Annotated in this window: 19 protein-coding genes; 17 read left to right on the top strand and 2 right to left on the bottom strand. The window is 47.2% G+C overall.

Annotation, left to right across the window (positions count from 1 at the left end):
• The 9 genes from miaB (at position 1) to D829_RS0111795 (ending at position 8,940) form a co-directional block, all read left to right on the top strand.
• Positions 1–1,557, top strand: a complete 1,557-nt coding sequence (gene miaB / locus D829_RS0111835; RefSeq protein ID WP_017689106.1) for a tRNA (N6-isopentenyl adenosine(37)-C2)-methylthiotransferase MiaB — start codon at positions 1–3, stop codon at positions 1,555–1,557.
• 270 nt (positions 1,558–1,827) lie between these two features.
• Complete coding sequence (locus D829_RS0111830) at positions 1,828–2,277, top strand: YlbF family regulator (RefSeq protein ID WP_017689105.1); 450 nt, start codon at positions 1,828–1,830, stop codon at positions 2,275–2,277.
• A 210-nt stretch (positions 2,278–2,487) separates the two neighbouring features.
• On the top strand, positions 2,488–2,892 hold the full coding sequence (locus tag D829_RS0111825) for a PaaI family thioesterase (protein ID WP_017689104.1): 405 nt from the start codon (positions 2,488–2,490) through the stop codon (positions 2,890–2,892).
• Positions 2,893–2,970: 78 nt separating this feature from the next.
• On the top strand, positions 2,971–3,774 hold the full coding sequence (locus D829_RS0111820; protein ID WP_017689103.1) for an NUDIX domain-containing protein: 804 nt from the start codon (positions 2,971–2,973) through the stop codon (positions 3,772–3,774).
• Positions 3,775–3,841: 67 nt separating this feature from the next.
• Complete coding sequence (locus tag D829_RS0111815) at positions 3,842–4,399, top strand: isochorismatase family cysteine hydrolase (RefSeq protein ID WP_017689102.1); 558 nt, start codon at positions 3,842–3,844, stop codon at positions 4,397–4,399.
• Positions 4,400–4,596: 197 nt separating this feature from the next.
• The gene (locus tag D829_RS0111810) at positions 4,597–6,051 is read left to right on the top strand and encodes a nicotinate phosphoribosyltransferase (RefSeq protein ID WP_017689101.1); all 1,455 of its coding nucleotides are present in this window, start codon (positions 4,597–4,599) and stop codon (positions 6,049–6,051) included.
• A 478-nt stretch (positions 6,052–6,529) separates the two neighbouring features.
• On the top strand, positions 6,530–7,180 hold the full coding sequence (locus D829_RS0111805; protein WP_017689100.1) for a hypothetical protein: 651 nt from the start codon (positions 6,530–6,532) through the stop codon (positions 7,178–7,180).
• Positions 7,181–7,291: 111 nt separating this feature from the next.
• Entirely contained in the window at positions 7,292–8,311 is a 1,020-nt protein-coding gene (locus D829_RS0111800) for an oxidoreductase (protein ID WP_017689099.1), read from the top strand.
• Positions 8,312–8,385: 74 nt separating this feature from the next.
• Positions 8,386–8,940, top strand: a complete 555-nt coding sequence (locus D829_RS0111795) for a hypothetical protein (protein WP_017689098.1) — start codon at positions 8,386–8,388, stop codon at positions 8,938–8,940.
• Positions 8,941–9,008: 68 nt separating this feature from the next.
• On the opposite strand, the gene D829_RS0111790 is transcribed toward D829_RS0111795, so the two are convergent.
• A complete protein-coding gene (locus D829_RS0111790; RefSeq protein WP_017689097.1) occupies positions 9,009–9,527 on the bottom strand; it encodes a molybdenum cofactor biosynthesis protein B in 519 nt (172 codons plus the stop codon).
• A gap of 171 nt (positions 9,528–9,698) precedes the next feature.
• On the opposite strand from D829_RS0111790, the gene D829_RS0111785 reads away from it, so the two are divergent.
• From D829_RS0111785 to D829_RS30905, 8 genes are all read left to right on the top strand, one after another.
• Positions 9,699–10,817: a GTP-binding protein gene (locus D829_RS0111785; RefSeq protein WP_017689096.1), complete on the top strand. Its 1,119-nt coding sequence runs from the start codon at positions 9,699–9,701 to the stop codon at positions 10,815–10,817.
• A gap of 73 nt (positions 10,818–10,890) precedes the next feature.
• Complete coding sequence (locus D829_RS0111780; RefSeq protein WP_017689095.1) at positions 10,891–11,226, top strand: four-helix bundle copper-binding protein; 336 nt, start codon at positions 10,891–10,893, stop codon at positions 11,224–11,226.
• A 121-nt stretch (positions 11,227–11,347) separates the two neighbouring features.
• Positions 11,348–11,482 (top strand): hypothetical protein, encoded by a 135-nt coding sequence (locus tag D829_RS34260; RefSeq protein WP_017689094.1) that lies wholly within the window; start codon positions 11,348–11,350, stop codon positions 11,480–11,482.
• A 279-nt stretch (positions 11,483–11,761) separates the two neighbouring features.
• Positions 11,762–13,492: an arginine--tRNA ligase gene (gene argS / locus D829_RS0111770; protein ID WP_017689093.1), complete on the top strand. Its 1,731-nt coding sequence runs from the start codon at positions 11,762–11,764 to the stop codon at positions 13,490–13,492.
• 5 nt (positions 13,493–13,497) lie between these two features.
• Positions 13,498–14,553 carry an ABC transporter ATP-binding protein gene (locus tag D829_RS32425; RefSeq protein ID WP_017689092.1) on the top strand — a complete coding sequence of 352 codons (1,056 nt, stop codon included), beginning with the start codon at positions 13,498–13,500 and terminating at the stop codon, positions 14,551–14,553.
• Positions 14,550–15,260: a hypothetical protein gene (locus D829_RS0111760; protein WP_017689091.1), complete on the top strand. Its 711-nt coding sequence runs from the start codon at positions 14,550–14,552 to the stop codon at positions 15,258–15,260. The genes D829_RS32425 and D829_RS0111760 overlap by 4 nt, the downstream gene beginning before the upstream one ends.
• 99 nt (positions 15,261–15,359) lie before the next feature.
• Complete coding sequence (locus tag D829_RS30910) at positions 15,360–15,905, top strand: hypothetical protein (protein WP_017689090.1); 546 nt, start codon at positions 15,360–15,362, stop codon at positions 15,903–15,905.
• Positions 15,902–16,528: a YdcF family protein gene (locus D829_RS30905; RefSeq protein WP_017689089.1), complete on the top strand. Its 627-nt coding sequence runs from the start codon at positions 15,902–15,904 to the stop codon at positions 16,526–16,528. The genes D829_RS30910 and D829_RS30905 overlap by 4 nt, the downstream gene beginning before the upstream one ends.
• A gap of 184 nt (positions 16,529–16,712) precedes the next feature.
• Here the strand turns inward: D829_RS30905 and D829_RS0111745 are convergent, their stop codons facing one another.
• Positions 16,713–18,803 carry an ABC transporter ATP-binding protein gene (locus D829_RS0111745; RefSeq protein WP_017689088.1) on the bottom strand — a complete coding sequence of 697 codons (2,091 nt, stop codon included), beginning with the start codon at positions 18,801–18,803 and terminating at the stop codon, positions 16,713–16,715.
• Between the last annotated feature and the right edge of the window lie 6 nt (positions 18,804–18,809).

Here is an 18,809-nt window from a genome sequence, read left to right as displayed (position 1 = left end):
ATGGCTAAAGGCTCAAAAAAGGATTACTCCCAATATTTTGATTTCTCCGATGCCAAAGTAATTTCGCAAGATGAATTCAGCAAAAAGATAAGAATCCGGGGTCGTGAGATTAACATCAAATCGGAACCCAATCATCGTCAGGAGAAACAGCGGGGCAAGGAAGACGTCCAGGTGCTTTACGAAAATGCAATTCCCGATGAACTGAAAAACATAGGGAAAGGCAAACATTATATTGTATATACGTATGGATGTCAGATGAACGAGCATGACTCGGAGACTATCAAAGGACTGCTTGAGTCTATGGGATATCAGGCTACAGAGAATCGCAAAGAAGCTGATATTATCCTGCTCAATACGTGTGCCATACGGGAAAATGCGGAAGATAAAGTATTTGGTGAGCTTGGTCACCTGAAAACGCTAAAACTCGAACGTCCGGGATTGTTACTTGGCGTATGCGGGTGTATGTCCCAAGAAGAAGGCGTCGTCAACCGAATCATGCAGAAGCATGGATTTGTGGATATGATCTTTGGTACACATAACGTGCATCGACTGCCACATCTAATCCAGGAAGCGTTGTTCAGCAAAGAAATGGTTGTTGAGGTATGGTCCAAGGAAGGCGACATTATTGAGAACCTGCCGAAGAAACGTGAGGGTATGCGCGGCTGGGTGAACATTATGTATGGCTGCGACAAGTTCTGTACATATTGCATCGTTCCGTTTACGCGGGGCAAAGAACGCAGCCGTCGTCCTGAAGATGTCATTGCCGAAGTTAGGGATTTGGCACGACAAGGCTTTAAGGAGATCACGCTGCTTGGTCAAAATGTGAATGCGTACGGCAAGGATTTCACCGACTTGAACTACAGCTTTGGTGACTTGATGGATGCCATTCGCCAAATTGATATTCCGCGAGTACGGTTTACAACCAGTCACCCACGTGACTTTGATGATCGCTTGATTGAAGTGCTGGCCAAGGGCGGAAATTTGGTGGAGCACATTCATCTTCCGGTGCAATCTGGCAGTTCGGAAGTACTCAAACGTATGAGCCGCAAGTATAACCGGGAACACTATCTGAAGCTGGCTGACAAAATTAAAAAGGCCATCCCGGATGTTGTGTTGACAACGGATATTATTGTTGGTTTTCCGGGGGAAACGGAAGAACAGTTTGAAGATACACTTTCCCTTGTCCGTGAAGTAGGGTATGATTTTGCCTATACCTTTATTTATTCCCCACGGGAAGGTACACCGGCTGCGGTGATGGAAGACAATGTACCGATGGAAGTGAAGAAGGAACGTTTGAAGCGCTTGAACGAAACGATCAACGAATACAGCCACCGAAGCAATGAAGAGCAACGCGGCAAAATCGTTGAAGTGCTCGTTGAAGGCGAGAGCAAGCGGAATTCCGAAGTTCTGGCAGGACGTACGCGCAGCAACAAGCTGGTGCATTTTGAAGGACCCAAAGAATTGATCGGTACATTCGTACAAGTGGAAATCACCGATCCGATGACTTTTTATATTCGGGGAAACCTGCTCTCCGAGCCGGTAGCTGCCAATCAGTAATAGTAATACACACACCAATAGGATGAATGATTTTTTGCACTTAGCGGGGTTACGCCGAGCGTAGCGAAGGTGACGGAATCGATTCTGTAGAAGCGAAGCGTTCGCCTTTGTCTCCGAATTTTAACCTTGAACAATCTCAATCGAAAAAATTCGGAGACAACAGCGATCAAAAGAACGATCCGACACCGCAGCGGTCACTCAGCAGTCGACTGAGCTTAATGCAACATTGAGTTTTCATCTTATATCATCTCATAGAATGGAGCGATTTCAGTGGCGCAGGAAGAAGTGCAGTACAACCATTATGGAATGCCAACCTACGATACGCGCAATCTGGTCATACGCGACGACATTATGGGAAAAGCCAAAGAATTGGCTGATATGCTCGGAACGAGTGAGGAAGTTAGACAGTTTCAACAGGCTGAAACCAAAATTCGTGATCATGAGCGCATCCAGCAGTTGATAGCAACGATCAAGAAAAAACAAAAAGAAATTGTTGCTTTTGAAAGCTTCAAAAATGTGGAGATGGTCAGCAAAATTGAACAGGAAATTGACGATCTGCAAAGCGAACTGGACAGTATTCCATTGGTTACGGAATTCCAGCAGAGCCAGAGCGATATCAACTACTTGCTTCAGCTTGTGATCTCCGTGATCCGGGAAACGGTTTCCGAAAAAGTGAATGTGGAAGCTGGAACGGATTCACCTCCGACCAGTTGCGGTTAAATGACGGAAGGGTGCGGACGCTGTCCGCGCCTTTTTTGACATTATATAACCGTTAACGTGGAGCGACTATCGCTAAGTACTCGGAATATAATTCCAAGCAAAGCTCCACGCTGTGGGGTTATTTTGTGTGGGGCAGCTGATTTTTTAATGATAAAGGCACATGACATCAAGAGAGCTTGATACGTACAGTGAATAAAGGAGAAATGAATAATGAGTATTTTGGACAAAATGGTGGGGGACGGAGACGGACGATTCTGGGGATTTCTAGGCTGTCGTTATATTAAAGGAGACGGCAAAGAAGTACAGATCGCGTTGACAGCAGGCGAACATCATACCAACTCCATGGGGATTATTCATGGGGGTGTATTAACTTCACTGATGGATCAGGCGATGGGGATGGTAGCAACAGCAGCAATGGAAGTGGACGGCTGTGTGACAACGAATCTGAACGTGCATTTTCTTGCACCGATGAAACAAGGGGAGTTAACGGTGACAGCTACGGTACTGCATCAAGCAGGACGCAGTGTTACGACTCAATCGGAGGTTCGTGATGTATCAGGCACGTTGGGATGCATGGCTACGGCGACATTCCGCATAGCACGTCCGAGAACGTAACGCATGAATCCCGCGGTTGACAAAAGATATTATTATGTCATAATGAAATTATCAAAATGAAAATAGTCGGTGGTGCCCATGAGCGAAAACTACGAACACTTCAATGCAGAGAGCGACGAACAAGCAGCACGTGCTTATAGTTCCCAAAAATATCGTACCCCCGATGGTGTTCCTGCGGATATCGTTATGTTCACCTTGACCAAGCGGGAGCGGAAGACGGTGACGAAGACACTTCCCATTCGGGAACTGAAAGTGATGCTAATCAAGCGCAAAGGCTGGCCTTTTGCAGGCAGATGGGCATTACCCGGTGGATTTTGTCAGGAGAATGAATCCATCTACGGTGCAGCAAAGCGTGAGCTGATGGAAGAGACAGGTGTAGACGGTGGACATCTGGAGTACTTGAATGTATATAGTCAGCCGGGTCGTGACCCGAGGGGCTGGATTATCTCTCATGCATTTTTCGCGCTTGTGGAAGAATGGATGCTGGATCAACGCCAAGCAGCAGATGATGCTGAGGATGTTGGATTGTTTACCATTCAGGAGGCGCTGCAGGAACTGGAGCTGGCCTTTGATCACAGAACAATAATCGAAGATGCTTATCGACGTATTCAACAACAGATGCTGGAAACGACGATTGCTCGTCAGTTCTTGCCACTTGATTTTACATTAAGTGAATTATATCAGGTTATTCAAAGTGTTGTACCGGATTTTGAAGAACCAAACTTCATTCGCAAGATTACGTCTACCCGCAGCCGTAAAGGCATTGTGGAAGAAGTAAGAGATGAAGAGGGGAACCTGGTGAGTTCCAACCAGTACTCGCAGCGTCCGGCGCAGCTATATCGTTTTACAGAACTCGTACCACGTCTATCCATCTATACGTAATAATGTGTAGATGTGTCAATCTGATTGAATCAGGATCAACCATTTCTGGGCTAAGGGAGTGTTGACGATGAAAGCACTGATTATCATTGATTTTACGCAGGATTTTGTGACAGGTTCTTTGCCTGTAGGTCAGCCGGCAGTAGAGATCGGAGAGACGATTGCAGCTGTAACCGAGGCCTATTGTAAGAACAAACATGAGGTAATCATGGCTGTGGATCTGCACGAAGAGAATGACCCGTATCACCCGGAGACTGCCCTTTTCCCACCTCATAACATCAGAGATACGGAGGGAAGACAGTTGTATGGTCGTCTTGCCCAAGTGATGGAAGAACGGAAAACAGATATACAGTGGATGGATAAGACGAGATATAGTGCATTCTGTGGGACCGATCTGGAACTCAGACTGCGTGCACGTGGTATTACGGATATTGCACTGATTGGGGTATGCACGGATATTTGTATATTGCATACGGCAGTGGATGCTTACAATAAAGGTTTTCATATTACGGTATATGAAGATGCCGTTGCCAGCTTCAATCCGGCAGGGCATGAGTGGGCACTTGGACATTTTCGTTCCAGCCTTGGTGCTTCGGTGGTTAAGGCGAGCGAGACAGTCTTGGCTTAATTTACTCCATAGTCATGTTTGGTTGACTCCATGTTAGGAACCGGATGAATGTGGTGAATGGTGTTTAGAGTTTATTACGGGAGACTTGTTTGTTTAATACGGATGAACAGAATCATGAAGAATAAGTCTCCATATGTTAACCCGTGTCCGTAGGTGAAATCTGCGGGCACGAGCGGAAGTCAGAGAGGATGAGACAAATGCAGACAACTAGCCTGGCTTTACATACGGATAAATATCAGATCAATATGATGTACGCGCATTGGGTGAATGGTACTCACAAGCGGAAGGCGGTATTTGAAGCCTATTTCCGTAAGCTTCCTTTTGGCAACGGATATGCGGTATTTGCCGGATTGGAACGTATTGTGAACTATATCAGTCAGCTTCGGTTTACGGTGGACGACATCAAATTTTTATCCAAACAAGAGGAAAATTACGATCCGGTCTTTCTGGAAGAGTTGCTCCAGTTTTCATTTCTGGGGACGATTCATTCCATGAGGGAGGGTGCAATTGTTTTCCCTGACGAACCGCTCATTCGGGTAGAAGGCTCCATTATGGAGACACAATTGGTGGAGACGGCGATACTTAACTTCATGAATTATCAGACGTTGATTGCAACCAAGGCTTCGCGGATCAAACAGGTAGCACAGCAGGATACCTTACTAGAATTCGGTACACGGCGTGCACAGGAAGCGGATGCTGCTATCTGGGGCGCACGTGCCTCGTATGTGGCAGGATTCAATGCAACGTCCAATATGCTGGCCGGAGAGCGCTTCGGGATTCCAACAGCAGGTACGCATGCCCATTCCTGGGTACAGAGCTTTATGACCGAGCAGGAGGCTTTTGACGTGTATGCCAAAGTATTGCCAGATCAGGTTACGCTGTTGGTAGATACCTTTGACACGTTGAACAGTGGAGTACCTCACGCTATCAAAACAGCTAAGAAGCTGGAGAGTCAAGGCAAAAAGATGAATGCGATTCGTCTGGACAGTGGTGACCTTGCGTACTTGTCCATTCAGGCACGTCAGATGTTGGATGAGGCTGGCTTAGATTATGTGAAAATTGTTGCATCCAATGACCTGGATGAGAATACGATTTTCGACCTTAAAGCTCAAGGAGCGCGGATTGATACATGGGGAGTCGGCACACAGCTGATTACTGCTTCTGACCAGCCATCTTTGGGTGGAGTATACAAGTTGGTGGAGCGTGAAGTAGAAGGTGCTATGCTGCCTACGATCAAGATATCTGCCAATCCTGAAAAGGTGTCTACACCAGGTAAAAAGGAAGTGTTTCGGATCATTGATCCGAAGCATGGCAAGGCGATTGCAGATTATATCTGCTATCCAGAGGAAGAGCAGCCGCTACAGGGCGGACCGCTCAAGTTGTTCAACCCGCTACACCCTTACCTGAAAAAGACCGTTACCCGCTACGAAGCGGTGAATATGCTGGAGCCAATCTTTGTGAACGGACGCAAAGTGTATGACCTGCCTAATCTGGATGAGATTCGGGCGTACCACCGGGAACAGATGAACCTCTTCTGGCCTGAATACCAGCGGAAGCTCAACCCGGAGATCTACCGTGTGAACATCAGCCCTGCAGCATGGAATATGAAGCAGAAGCTCATTGCGGAACATGTGAAATTCACAGAGGAATAATCTGCATACAAGAAATACAGAGAGGCATAACCAGGGAGGCATACTGGCTTATGCCTTTTTGATGCTCATAAAATATGTACGTTTTTAGCGGAGTTGAACGATTCGATGATCGCAAGAAAAACTTCAGCTAAACGGGGTCTGTCTTCTGTGAAAGTACGTCGATAGGCGTTTTTATTATCTGCTCCCGATGTTATGGACCGGGAATGTAAGAAATCTCATGGACAGAGTGCCTGGGTAGCAGGATATACTTAAATTTAGCTTGTTCAGTTCAAGAGGTTGTTCAAAAGTGGACTTTTTGTACACGTATTTAAAGGGGAAATGCAGTAATTATTTCTCGGGAAAGCGCAGGAGACGTCAAATCTTGCATCTTTCGGAGTGTTGCTTCGACATATTAGGGCTGTCCTTCTGAAACGGAAGAGAGTCGAGCATTGTTTCAATCCCATAGCTGCAGGGGATGAAAGTAAGAGGAGGTGCACACATGAGATGGATATTAGGACTGGTCTGGATCGCTTTTATTGCCTATGCATTGTTGTTGGCACCAGGGCAGTCACCTGGAAGTGATCCGATATTCAAAGAACTGATCACAATGCAAAGCAAAGAGCCTTGGTTACTTACTGTGTTTTCGTGGTTAGGTATTTTCCCGGCAGTGTATGCCTGTATGCTGTTAAGAACATCTGTGAAAGGACGAGGCCGTGTTCCGGCTTGGCCTTTTGTCATACTTTCTTTCGGGCTGGGTGCTTTTGCCCTGCTTCCTTATTATGCATGGTCATCGTCCGCAAATAGAGCTTCGGGTTACGGAAGATTGCATTTTGGTCGTCAGCGGGAGTCGGGAATTGGACGGGTAGCAGCCCACAAGCTGACGCATGTAGTCCTTCTGCTGTTGACGCTGGGGACGGCATTCTATGCGGTGACGCAGGGTCATCCGGATGTATATATGGAAGCATTCAATCAATCTGCCTTTGTACATATCATGACGATTGATTTTGTACTGCTGACCTTACTTTCCATGATTGCGTTATACAGGGATACTGAAGTGAGTCGACGTTCACCAGCTTGGGCCGCGGCGGGGATCATCCCTATTGTGGGTCCACTAATCTATCTGTTGACGCTCAGGAGAGACAGAGCTTGATCATCAATATCTGAAGAATCCAGAAGTAAAAGGTAGCCGTTAAGCCTGAATGCGAACAATTCATGTGCTTAATGGAAAAATATATAAAATCCAAAGAAGGAGTGGCTAGCGATGAAAAACCATTTTAACGCATATGTTGTCCGCAAAGAAGAACAGGGCGGAGTGAAAGCTGCTATAGAGCAACTGAAGCAGGAAGATCTGCCAAATGGAGATGTAACGGTACAGGTGCAGTATTCCAGTGTCAATTATAAAGACGGACTCGCTACCCTTGAAAAGGGCGGTGTCGTTCGTGAATACCCGATGGTACCGGGAATTGATCTGGCCGGAACGGTAGAGGAGTCGGTCAGTGGACGTTTTGCACCAGGAGATCGGGTGATCAGTACAGGATTTGAACCTGGTGTATCCCATTACGGAGGATACAGCGAGTATGCGCGTCTGCGCAGTGAATGGCTGGTACCTCTGCCACCGGGTCTCACTGAGAAAGAAGCCATGGCAATTGGAACCGCAGGATTCACGGCTGCACTTTCGGTAGATGCGCTGTTACAGGCTGGAGTGACACCGGAGATGGGCAAGATACTGGTTACGGGTGCAACAGGTGGTGTTGGCAGTATGGCAGTTGCGATTCTGGCGAAACTTGGTTTTGAAGTAACAGCCAGCACAGGCAAGAAAGATCAGAAGGAGTCATTGCTCCGAAACTTGGGCGCCTCAGAGGTTATTACTCGTGAAGAAGCTGATGCTCCAGCTAAAGGAGCCATGGGGAAACAGCTATGGGCGGGAGTTGTTGACCCAACAGGAGGACCAGCTCTTGCGGAGCGATTGAAACAGATTCAATACGGAGGTGCGGTAGCGGTATCCGGGTTAACCGGAGGCACAGCTTTTGAATCCACGGTACTTCCGTTTATTTTGCGTGGCATTCAGCTTATTGGTATAGACTCTGTATATTGTCCGATGGAACGTCGGGAACGATTGTGGAAACTGCTCGGCGGAGAATGGAAACCGGAGCGCGCGCTGGAACTGGGAATCCGGGAAATTTCTCTAGACCAGCTGCCTCATACGCTGGAGACGATACTCCAAGGTGGGGCAGTAGGTCGTACGGTGGTCAATACGATATCAGACCTGCCATCCGCATAAGATTCTAAGTCCTTAGACATGCTAATTCTACCTGATTGGGTCACAGTACACGTGGCTGGAAAGGAAGGATTGGCATGTGGTTTGGTAGAAAAGGTCGAAGTCTGGTTCGAAGAACAATGAAGTCGGTACTTGTAAGTGGAGTGTTGATCACAAGTGTCTGGTCCCTGGTGGCTTGTTCGGCATCATCCATTGAGCAGGAGCGGAAGGTTTACACCCGTGAAGCGACAGATGAAGGAAATGTGCGGGCACAGAGTCAAGGACACGGATTAAACGGTGAATTGGTGAGTGAGATCAGTAAGAGTTTTGAAGCAAAAGGCATTCAGCTGATGAATAACATGTCTGCCGATGACGGCCATGGTGGGATTTCTTATATGTATTTGTTGAATGGAAGTGGCAGACACATCGTGAAAGTCCATATTTTCAGTGATGCGACAACCCGGGCTGCCAGCATGAAACAAATGTATAGTGAGGATCGTGATGAGGCTGTCGTGGAGAATGCGCTTGGCCGGACAACGATTCGCAGCAAAGGGTACGTCTCACTCGTTTATACAGCTTCTGGTGGGGAAAAGGACAAGTATGAACAGGATGTGTTGCAGGTGTTCCAACATGTGCTGGGGCAACTAAGGTAAGTAGAGCGAGGTACCCTTCGTACTTTACCGTACAGCTGAAAATAAACCCGAAAAACCCGTCTGATCTTTCAGACGGGTTTATATATTTCACGCATCACATGCCGCAGCTCGGGCAAAATGAGTTTTTCCATGGCCAATTTGACGGCTCCTTTGGAACCCGGCAAGGAGAATACCGCTGTGCGTCCAATCGTTCCAGCGACGGCTCTGCTCAGGATGGCAGCGGAACCGATATCTTCGGTGTAACTGAGAAAACGGAAGATCTCACCGAAACCCGGGAGTTCCTTGTCGAGCATTGAGGACACTGCTTCATAAGTTGTATCTCGGGGTGCAATCCCTGTTCCACCGCTAAGCAACACGGCTTCAATATCATCACGAACAGCTGCATTTTGCAGGATGCTTCGAATGTTCTCCGTCTCATCTAGTGTGATGATGTATTCAACAATCTGATAACCCGCTTCATTCAAAAGCTGGTGCATGAGCTGGCCACTGGTATCGGTGTCTTTGGTGCGGGTGTCCGACACTGTAACAATCATGCACGATACCGTGGTTGGAGCTTCCTGGCGATGTTGTTCCACTGAATTAGTCATGAAACTTCCTCCTTCAATCAACATGTCCTCATAGCATAGACCATCCGGTAGAATCAGGCAATGTACTGTGGAAGAGTTGAACGTTATTGCACAACGAATGCGGGATGGTGTACACTCGCTAGATATAGATAGATCAGGTTACAAGAAGGACAATCAGAGAGGTGTATACGCATGAATGAAACGATTATAAAAGCACAATCCATACCTGTATATATACTGTCAGGTTTTTTGGGGAGTGGCAAAACAACACTGCTTGTTCAGTTGATCGAACATTGGCAACAGCAGGGTTTGCGTCCCGCAGTGGTTATGAATGAGTTAGGCGAAGTTAATCTGGATGGTCAGATTGTGGATTCTACCGTTCCGATGACAGAGATGTTAGGTGGATGCATCTGTTGTACCGTACGTGGTGACTTGGGATTGCAACTTGCTGATCTCGTTCAAGAGGAATCACCGGATGTGATTATCATTGAAGCGACAGGTGCGGCAAACCCCATGGAGATTCTGGATGCGGTCACAGAGACTTCACTTTACATGCGATTGGAACTGAAAAGCCTCATTACCGTTGTGGATGCAGCGCATCTATCTGGTCTGTATCAGGAGCAGAAGGGGCAGACGTTCAAACTAATGCAGGAGCAGATTCGTTGTGCGTCTGTGCTTCTCTTAAACAAAACGGATCGGGTGAATGCACAGGAACTGAAGGATCTGGAGCAGCTTTTGGCAAAATGGAATGGTTTCGCACCTGTAATCCCTACGGTCAAATGTGAGGTGGAGATGGATCTGTTGCTTCGCAGTGGGGCAGACGTGCATGTACGTGATTCAGCTTCTGAAGCAGGCAAGCCGGCTCACCAAGAGCATCATGTGCATACGGAAACCTGTGGTACACATGGCTGCGGTCATGGTCATGAACATACAGATCATACAATCCAAGGCGATGCTACGAATACTGACGCATCTCATAGCCATGTCCATGCCCACAGTCACGAACATTCCGCTCCTCATGCATCACACGAACATGTCATGGTATATACGCATTATTTCAGTCATCCGGTGAACAGCGAAGCATTTGAACAATTTGTCTCTGCTTTGCCACGGGACGTGTATCGAGCAAAAGGCATTTTATCGTTTAGTGACACGGCGAGTCGCTTCTGGTTCCAGTATGCCTACCGTGAATCGGATTACATGAAGATCACACCTCAGGGAGATGTCCCTAATGTTGCTGTGTTTATAGGTGAACATTTTGACCAAACTGTCATTCGTGACCAATTACTGGAATTGGAAGCGATAAAGTAGGTTAGATGATTCAATATTCCTCCGAACTGGGTATTAAGATGCATAGCAAACTTTGCCTGGGAGGTAACTTTAAATGACACAACAACAAGTTCAACAATGTATCGATGCTTGCCTGGAGTGCATGAATGCATGCAACGTATGTTACATATCGAGTCTGAAAGAATATGATCTGGCGATGTTGCGTGATTGCATTCGTTTGAATCGGGAATGTGCGGAGATCTGCAGTTTTGCTGCACAAGCCATGACACGTGGAAGTGATTTCATTGCCGAAATATGCGAATTGTGTGTGAAAGCTTGTGAAGCTTGTGCCGCAGAGTGTGGTAAACACCAGCATAGTCATTGCCAAGCGTGTGCAGAGGCGTGCCGCAGATGTGCAGAAGCTTGCCGGTTGATGGCAGTCGTAGCGTAAATATCATTTCTCTGGAACATATAATTAAAACGGATAATATGTTGGTCCCCTAAGGAAAGCAGAGAACACAGGCATCTGAGATGATGTACCTATGTGTTGCCTTTCCAGTAGGGGATTTTTAATGCAGGTTGCCAAGTCTGATCATGGTATGTATAATGATGGCAATGAATTGAAACGAAGAATATCGATGATCGGGAGAGTAGCCAGATCCATACATGACAGCGAGCCGGGAGAGGTGGAAGCCGGTATGACATGACCTGAGTGAACCGCACCCGTGAGATGATTATCCGAAAAGATATATGTATTCTGATGGAGGAATGTACGATATCTGTCTGAGGGTAATTCGGTTTGCGACCGTTATACGCATCGAGCGGAACAGGTTCTACTGGCATGCATGTTGATGCACATCAGGAGTAACTGTTCACTTAGAGTGGTACCGCGGGAACTGTTAAGTCAGCTCTCGTCTCTTATTTAGAGACGAGAGCTTTTTTGTGTTTATTTTCAGCTAATAATGAATGGATAAGGAGTGTTCGACATGTTGATGAAGCAGGCTGCGGCCTATATTTCCCCTTTAACGGGATTGAATGAACAAGAGGTTCTGAGATTACTGGAAGTCCCACCACAGGCGGAGATGGGTGATGCAGCATTCCCTTGTTTTGCATTGGCGAAGTCATTAAAGAAAGCACCAGCAGTCATTGCGACCGAGCTCGCAACGGGATTGCGGACAGCAGGACTTGAAGCGACTCCCGCCGGGCCGTATGTAAATATCCGTTTCAACCGGGAGAAGCTCGCGCCGAATCTACTGAAAGAACTGGGGAATGCCGCATTTGGTAAGCTTCAGCTTGGTCAAGGTTCACGTGTTGTGATTGATATGTCTTCCCCTAACATCGCAAAACCCTTCGGAATCGGGCATTTGCGTTCTACTGTAATCGGTGCAGCACTGTATCGGTTGTATAACGAAGCGGGTTATACCTCTATAAGTGTGAATCATCTGGGAGACTGGGGAACCCAGTTTGGCAAGCAGATCGCAGCGTACAAACGGTGGGGCAATGATGAAGCCTTGCAGGCAGACCCGATCCGTACTTCACTGGAATTGTATGTGCGCTTCCACGATGAGGCGGAGAACGATCCTTCACTGGAGATTGAGGCACGCGACTGGTTCCGCAAGCTGGAGCAAGGAGATGATGAAGCACAGCGGTTATGGGCGTTCTTTGTGGAAGTGAGCATGAAGGAATTCAACCGGATGTATGAACGTCTGAATGTACAGTTCGACCATACGTTGGGGGAGAGCTTTTACAATGACAAGATGGGTGCAGTGGTTGAAGAACTAAAGGCGAAAGGTTTACTTGAAGAGAGTGATGGAGCACTCGTGGTACGTCTGGAAGATGAGAACATGCCCCCGTGTCTGATTATCAAAAAAGATGGAACAACAATCTATCCTACACGGGATTTGGCTACGGCAGTCTATCGTCATGAGGTGATGAAGGCAGATCGGTTGTTATACGTGGTCGGAGGCGAGCAGAAGTTACATTTCCGGCAGGTATTTGCGGTCCTATCCCGGATGGGTCATGAATGGTCTGCGAAGTGTGAACATATCCCGTTTGGCTTAATGCGTTTTGAGGGGCGGAAAATGTCTACGCGTCGCGGTAAAGTCATCTTTTTACAGGAAGTATTGGATGAGGCAGTTGCTCGTGCACTCCAGATTATTCAGGAGAAAAACCCGAATCTGGAGAACCCTCAGAAGGTGGCTGAGGCTGTTGGTGTAGGTGCCATTGTCTTCGGTGATCTGCGTAATAATCGGCTTAACGACGTGGACTTCTCATTGGAAGATGCGGTGAGTTTTGAAGGAGAGACCGGACCTTATGTGCAGTATACCCATGCCCGGATTCAAAGTGTGCTTGCCAAGGCAGAAGAGGCGATCCGCGTGGAAAATGAAAACCCTCTGCCTAACCCCAGCCTTGCGGATGGTGAGAATGACACAGTGACTTCTTCATCCAGTATCGGAGATACCGCATGGGCATTGCTGAAACTGCTTGGTGAATATCCCGAGTATCTGGAAAAAGCAATTCATCGGAATGAGCCTTCGGTCATTGCCAAATATACAATAGATGTCGCTCAGGCGTTCAACCGCTTCTATCACGCAGAACGGATTGCGGATGCGCCATCTGAAGAAAGATCTTTCAGGGTGGTCTTGGCCGAACGAACTGCCGAACGCCTCGCGCACAGTCTGTATTTGCTTGGTGTGCAGGCTCCGGAACGGATGTGATCCTAGTGATATGGAGTACACGTGGACTTCTCAAGAAATCTGATCAAGCTGCACCAAACTCATCAGATGGAGGTATATTGCTTCAACAAGTGAGCAAACGATTAGGTAATACTCAAGTACTGAATCAAATTAATCTGGAAGTGAAGCAGGGAGAATGTGCTGTACTTGTTGGCAGAAACGGCTCGGGCAAAAGCACGTTGCTACGTATGTTGGCAGGTATTTTGTTACCCGATACAGGATCGATCCAGCGCACAATGAAGGGTTCTGATGGGTATGCAGTAGATGGCCTGCCACGTTTACCCTTTACCTCTGGAGAGTACTTGTGGGACATGGGTCGAATTCGGGGCATTCGCCCCGAAGTACTGCGTGGGCGGATTAGAGAACTTAGTGAACTTTTATATCTGGATACCGCGATTGATCAGAAGTTACCCTTATTATCGAAGGGCACACTGCAAAAAGTAAATTTGATTCAGGCCCTGTTACCTGGACCGGGTGGTCTTTTGCTGCTGGATGAACCTTTATCAGGCTTGGATATTCCAGCTCAAGAGGGCATTGTATCCTTATTGCGACAATGGAAGGATGAAGGGACATCCATCGTTACAGCTTGCCATGAACCGTTGCTTATTGAACGTTTGGCAGACCAGGTGATTGTGTTGAAAAAAGGCCGCGTGCTCCGCTACTGGAGTCGTGAAGATATACTTCAAGCTGGCGAACCCGTTGTACGTATTCAAAGTCTGGCGGAAGCCGGAGAGGATCTGGCCAACGATCCATCCATTGTACAACAACCGCGAGTACTGTCTTTAGTTCGTAATACAAGCTCAGGGATATCCAATTCTTGGTTGTGGGATTGGAAAGTGGTTCAACAATCAACAGATCATGTCCTCAGAATGATTCTGGCATCCGGAGGTTCGGTTGTGTCTGTACAACAGGAAGAAAGTCAATTACATATGGAAAGTCTGCTGGAAGGACAACATCCAGCTGTACATTCGAGTCGTGGAGGTGTCACAGAATCTGTGGACTTAAGCTCTTCCATGGATGATGCGGGGGGAGAAGCTGAATGATCTATCTGACCCGATATTTGTTAAGGCATCACATTCGCTCACAGAAATATTTTGCACCGGTTATCTTTTATATCATCGCCATGCTGCTGATCTATTCCTACAAACCCAACCCTATTGCGGACAGTTACAGTGTCACGGCTATGCTGTTATTTCTGGCAGCTGCTTGGCTCGGAGTAATGGTGATGAATACCGAACCTGCTAAGCAGTATCAATTACTCGTCCTTCATGCAGGAAGCAGGCGTAAGGTTGTAACAAGTCAACTCATCTGTGCCTGGATAATGCAATTCATGCTCACCGCAATCACTGTGCTGTATCCCGTGTTCGCGGGAATGTTCGAGAGACAACCCACAGGTGAGGAGTGGATGATGACTTGGTTAGGACATCTGGTGTTATCACTGCTGGGATTAAGCATCAGTGTATTCTTTCAAAAATCGTACATTCCCTTGCTTAGTCGAAGTATGCCTGCCCTCATTATTGTATTATTACTATCGTTTATCCAAGGTTCCTTAAGTGAACGTTTGCCTGAATCGTTAGAATGGCTTGGCCGCATTCTTCCACCAGCCTTTTATCTGGTTCGTCAGATGATGTTATTTGATGAATCGAAGATGGACTCTTTTGTTTCGGTTATGCTGTGGACTGTGCTCTATGCATTAGGGTTACTAATCATCCATGTGTGGCTGTCCGGAAGAAGAGATCTGCGGAGTTAGAAGACGTGCTTCCCGATAACTTGAATGTTGCTCTTGGTTTGGTTAGGATAGAGGGACATGGAATGGTTAACATTGTACGGTTGAAGGGGGCGCTCGCATATGCAAAATACAGATATCCAGAATGGTGACATGCTGGACAGCGAACACTCCAGGGAATTGTTTGCCTATTACGGATTGGCAGTGTACTACGGGCAGGCGCTTGAACAGCAGCTGGTCAATCTGATTTTATTAATGAAAATGTCTCAGGGCAAAGCCGTGTCTGAAGAGGATCTGGAAGATCTGTACGAACGAAAAATGAGCAGTTCACTAGGGCAACTCATTCACGAAGTGCGCCATCATTTTACATTCTCTGAGGAAGAGACGCGCCAGTTGAATGAATTATGGCACCAACGTAACCGTATTGTACATCATTATTTCAAGGAACGAATTCACGAGACATTCAGTCCGGAAGGACGATCACGTATGATTAAGGAATTGGAGGATTTCAAAGACCGTGCACAGGAGTTGGAGATCCGTCTTCAGCAATATACGGGTGCATGGATTGCAGAGCTTGGTCTGGATGCCGAATCCGCAGCAGCTCTGCAAACGCTAGAGCGTATGCATACCGAGAGTATGCAAGCAAGGGCTTTGGAAGAGGATGAATGACAAGCAAACGGATAACGAAACGCTGGATATTAATGACGGTTCTGGCTGTAGTATTGGTTGGAATCCTGTGGACTATGGTTACCGCAATCCGTATATCTGCATATAGGGATGAGGATTCATCCAGGATATCGGATGCAGCGATCATTCTGGGCGCAGCCGTGGCGGGGGATAACCCTTCACCTGTATTTCGCGAACGTATTGAACACGGGATTGAATTATATCGTCAGGGTACAGTTCGTAATCTGCTTTTCACAGGTGGATCAAGTGGTGATGGAGAACATACGGAAGCTGAAGTGGGTCAGAAGTATGCCATCGCACATGGAGTAGATCCTGCGGACATTCGCATAGAGACCAAATCCAGAATTACCGAGGAGAATCTAGTCAATTCAATTCCAATTGGTGAACAGGCCGGTTATCAAACCTATACGATTGTGAGTGATCCATTACATATGAAACGGGCCATGAAGCTGGCTGCCGGACTGGGCATGGATGCCGTACCCTCTCCGACACGAACTACGGCGTATCGAACCTGGCGCAGCAAGTTTCCTTTTCTCGCAAGAGAGACCGTGATGTACATGGGATATACGATCAAAGGATGGATAGACAATCCGCAGCAGCCATGAGGTTGCACGCGGATTGTTTTTTTGTCCGGCCGAAATAAACAGTAACGGAACATGCCTCCAGATGAAAATACAAAAAAACCGATTTACACCGCAAACCCTGAGGTAGCTGTGTAGATCGGTTTTTGTTTTGCCGTCGAGTACATCATTTTGATTGGTTACTTAAAGAGCTTTCTGTTTTACTCTGTTATGCATTGCCTCCGGCAAAGGAGGTTGAGGTTGGAATGATCTCACCCGACGGATTCCCGCTGGTTGCACTCGCTGCTGCTGGCGCACCTTGCTGGAGCTGATACATTTTATAATAGCGGCCTTTAAGCTCCATCAGTTCATCATGTGCACCTTGCTCAACGATACGCCCGCGATGCAGAACCAGAATTTGATCTGCTGAACGAATGGTGGACAGACGGTGAGCAATGATGAAGGTGGTACGTCCTTTTTTGAGGACTTCGAGTGCGTTCTGAATCAATGCTTCCGTTTCCGTATCAATATTGGCTGTCGCTTCATCCAAAATGAGGATGGCCGGATCAAACGCCAGTGCACGAGCAAAGGAGATCAACTGACGCTGTCCAGCAGACAATGTGCTTCCTTTTTCGATGACAGGTTCGTCAAAGCCTTGAGGCAAATGAGCCAGGATACGCTGCGCGCCTACATCACGCAGCGCCTGTTCAATTCGTTCACGGGAGATCTTCTCATCGCCGAGACTGACGTTGGAAGCAATGGTGCCTGTGAACAGATACGGGTCCTGCAATACAATCCCCATATGCTTGCGAATCCACTGTTTGGGCAGATCTTTGACGTTCTGACCGTCAATCGTGATCTTGCCTTTTTGCGGGTCATAGAACCGGAATAGCAGGTTGATGATTGAGCTTTTACCCGAACCGGTATGACCGACCAGAGCGACCGTCTGACCTTGGGATGCTTTGAATGAGATATTGTGAAGCACGTAATCTTTTTTATAGGCAAAGGATACATCATCGAAGACAACATTCCCTTTGTATCTTGGCATAGAGCCATCGGTTACGGCTTCTCCCTTTTCATCCATCAGCTCAAAGACGCGACCAGCAGATACGAGGGAGGAGTCCAGGTTGGCGAGCTGATTGACCATGCCGGTAATCGGCTGGAACAAGCGGCCCAGGACATCAACGAAGGCATACAGAACACCCAGAGAGATAATACTTGTGCCATCCAACACGCTGGAACCGAAGTACCACAGGACAACCGCAAAGGCGATATTCCGTAATACGTTAACTAGGTTGTGTGAGGTGAAGGCATTCAGGTTCAGCATTTTGTTCTGGTGTTTCATATAGTCATCATTCAGATCTTCGAATTCCTGTTTGGTTTGTTTCTGATGGCGGAATACGCGGATAATGGACATCCCCTGAATGGACTCGTTAATGATTGCATTGATCTCACTCAGTCGGGATCGAATGATCGTGTTGTAGCGAGTAGCGAATTTGCGATAGAGCACAATCCATGTAATGAGCATCGGCACAACGAATAATGAGATTAGACCCAGGCGAACATCAAGCAGGAAGAGTGCAACATACACACCTGTAATCGTGATGATTCCTGAGAAAAAGTTCGAAAGAACAGCAACGAACAGATCTTTTACGGCTTCTGTATCGTTTGTGACCCGAGATACAACTTTACCTGCGGGCAGGTTATCAAAAAAGTGCACCGGCAGTCGCTGAATATGGGCATACACATCGTTACGCAGTCTTTGAATGACCTTGTTGGCCGAGGATTGCAGCCAGAAAGTTTTACCAAACTCCATAATGACCGAGATCACGAGGAAGATCATGTAATACACAATTAATTGATAGATGCTGGGCATCTCCGGTTTGTAAAAAGCAAACAGTTCACCAGCGGACAGGGGTGTTGCCGCATATTGGCCTGTTACCTCACCTGCGCGTGTAACCGTGAGGGTTCCATCCGTATATGTGCGGTCCCCGTCAGGTGCGCTTACCGGTTCGTTTACAAAATAAAAACTTCTGCCGGCTTGTAATACCCGCACTTCGGAACCTTTGTTTTCATCCGGTTCGAACAAGCCTTCGCGTTTGTAATTCTTACCGTTGTAGACTGCGGCTTCATCTGAAGCTGTCGTCTCATAGAAAGGCTGCTCAATCGCGAGCAAGTGATTGTCGATCATGGATTTGGCGATGAACGGCCCGGCAAGCTCGGCCGCAACACCAATGGTAAGCATAATTAATGCAGCGATAAATGTTCCTTTGGCTTTCAAGGCGTAATCAAGCAGCCTTTTGCCTGTATTAGACTTCAATGAATT

Origin of the sequence: Paenibacillus sp. PAMC 26794 (assembly GCF_000316035.1) — a bacterium.
Taxonomy (GTDB): domain Bacteria; phylum Bacillota; class Bacilli; order Paenibacillales; family Paenibacillaceae; genus Paenibacillus.
The sequence above is the reverse complement of the archived record's forward strand: the minus strand, read 5'-3'. Positions and strand labels throughout refer to the sequence as shown.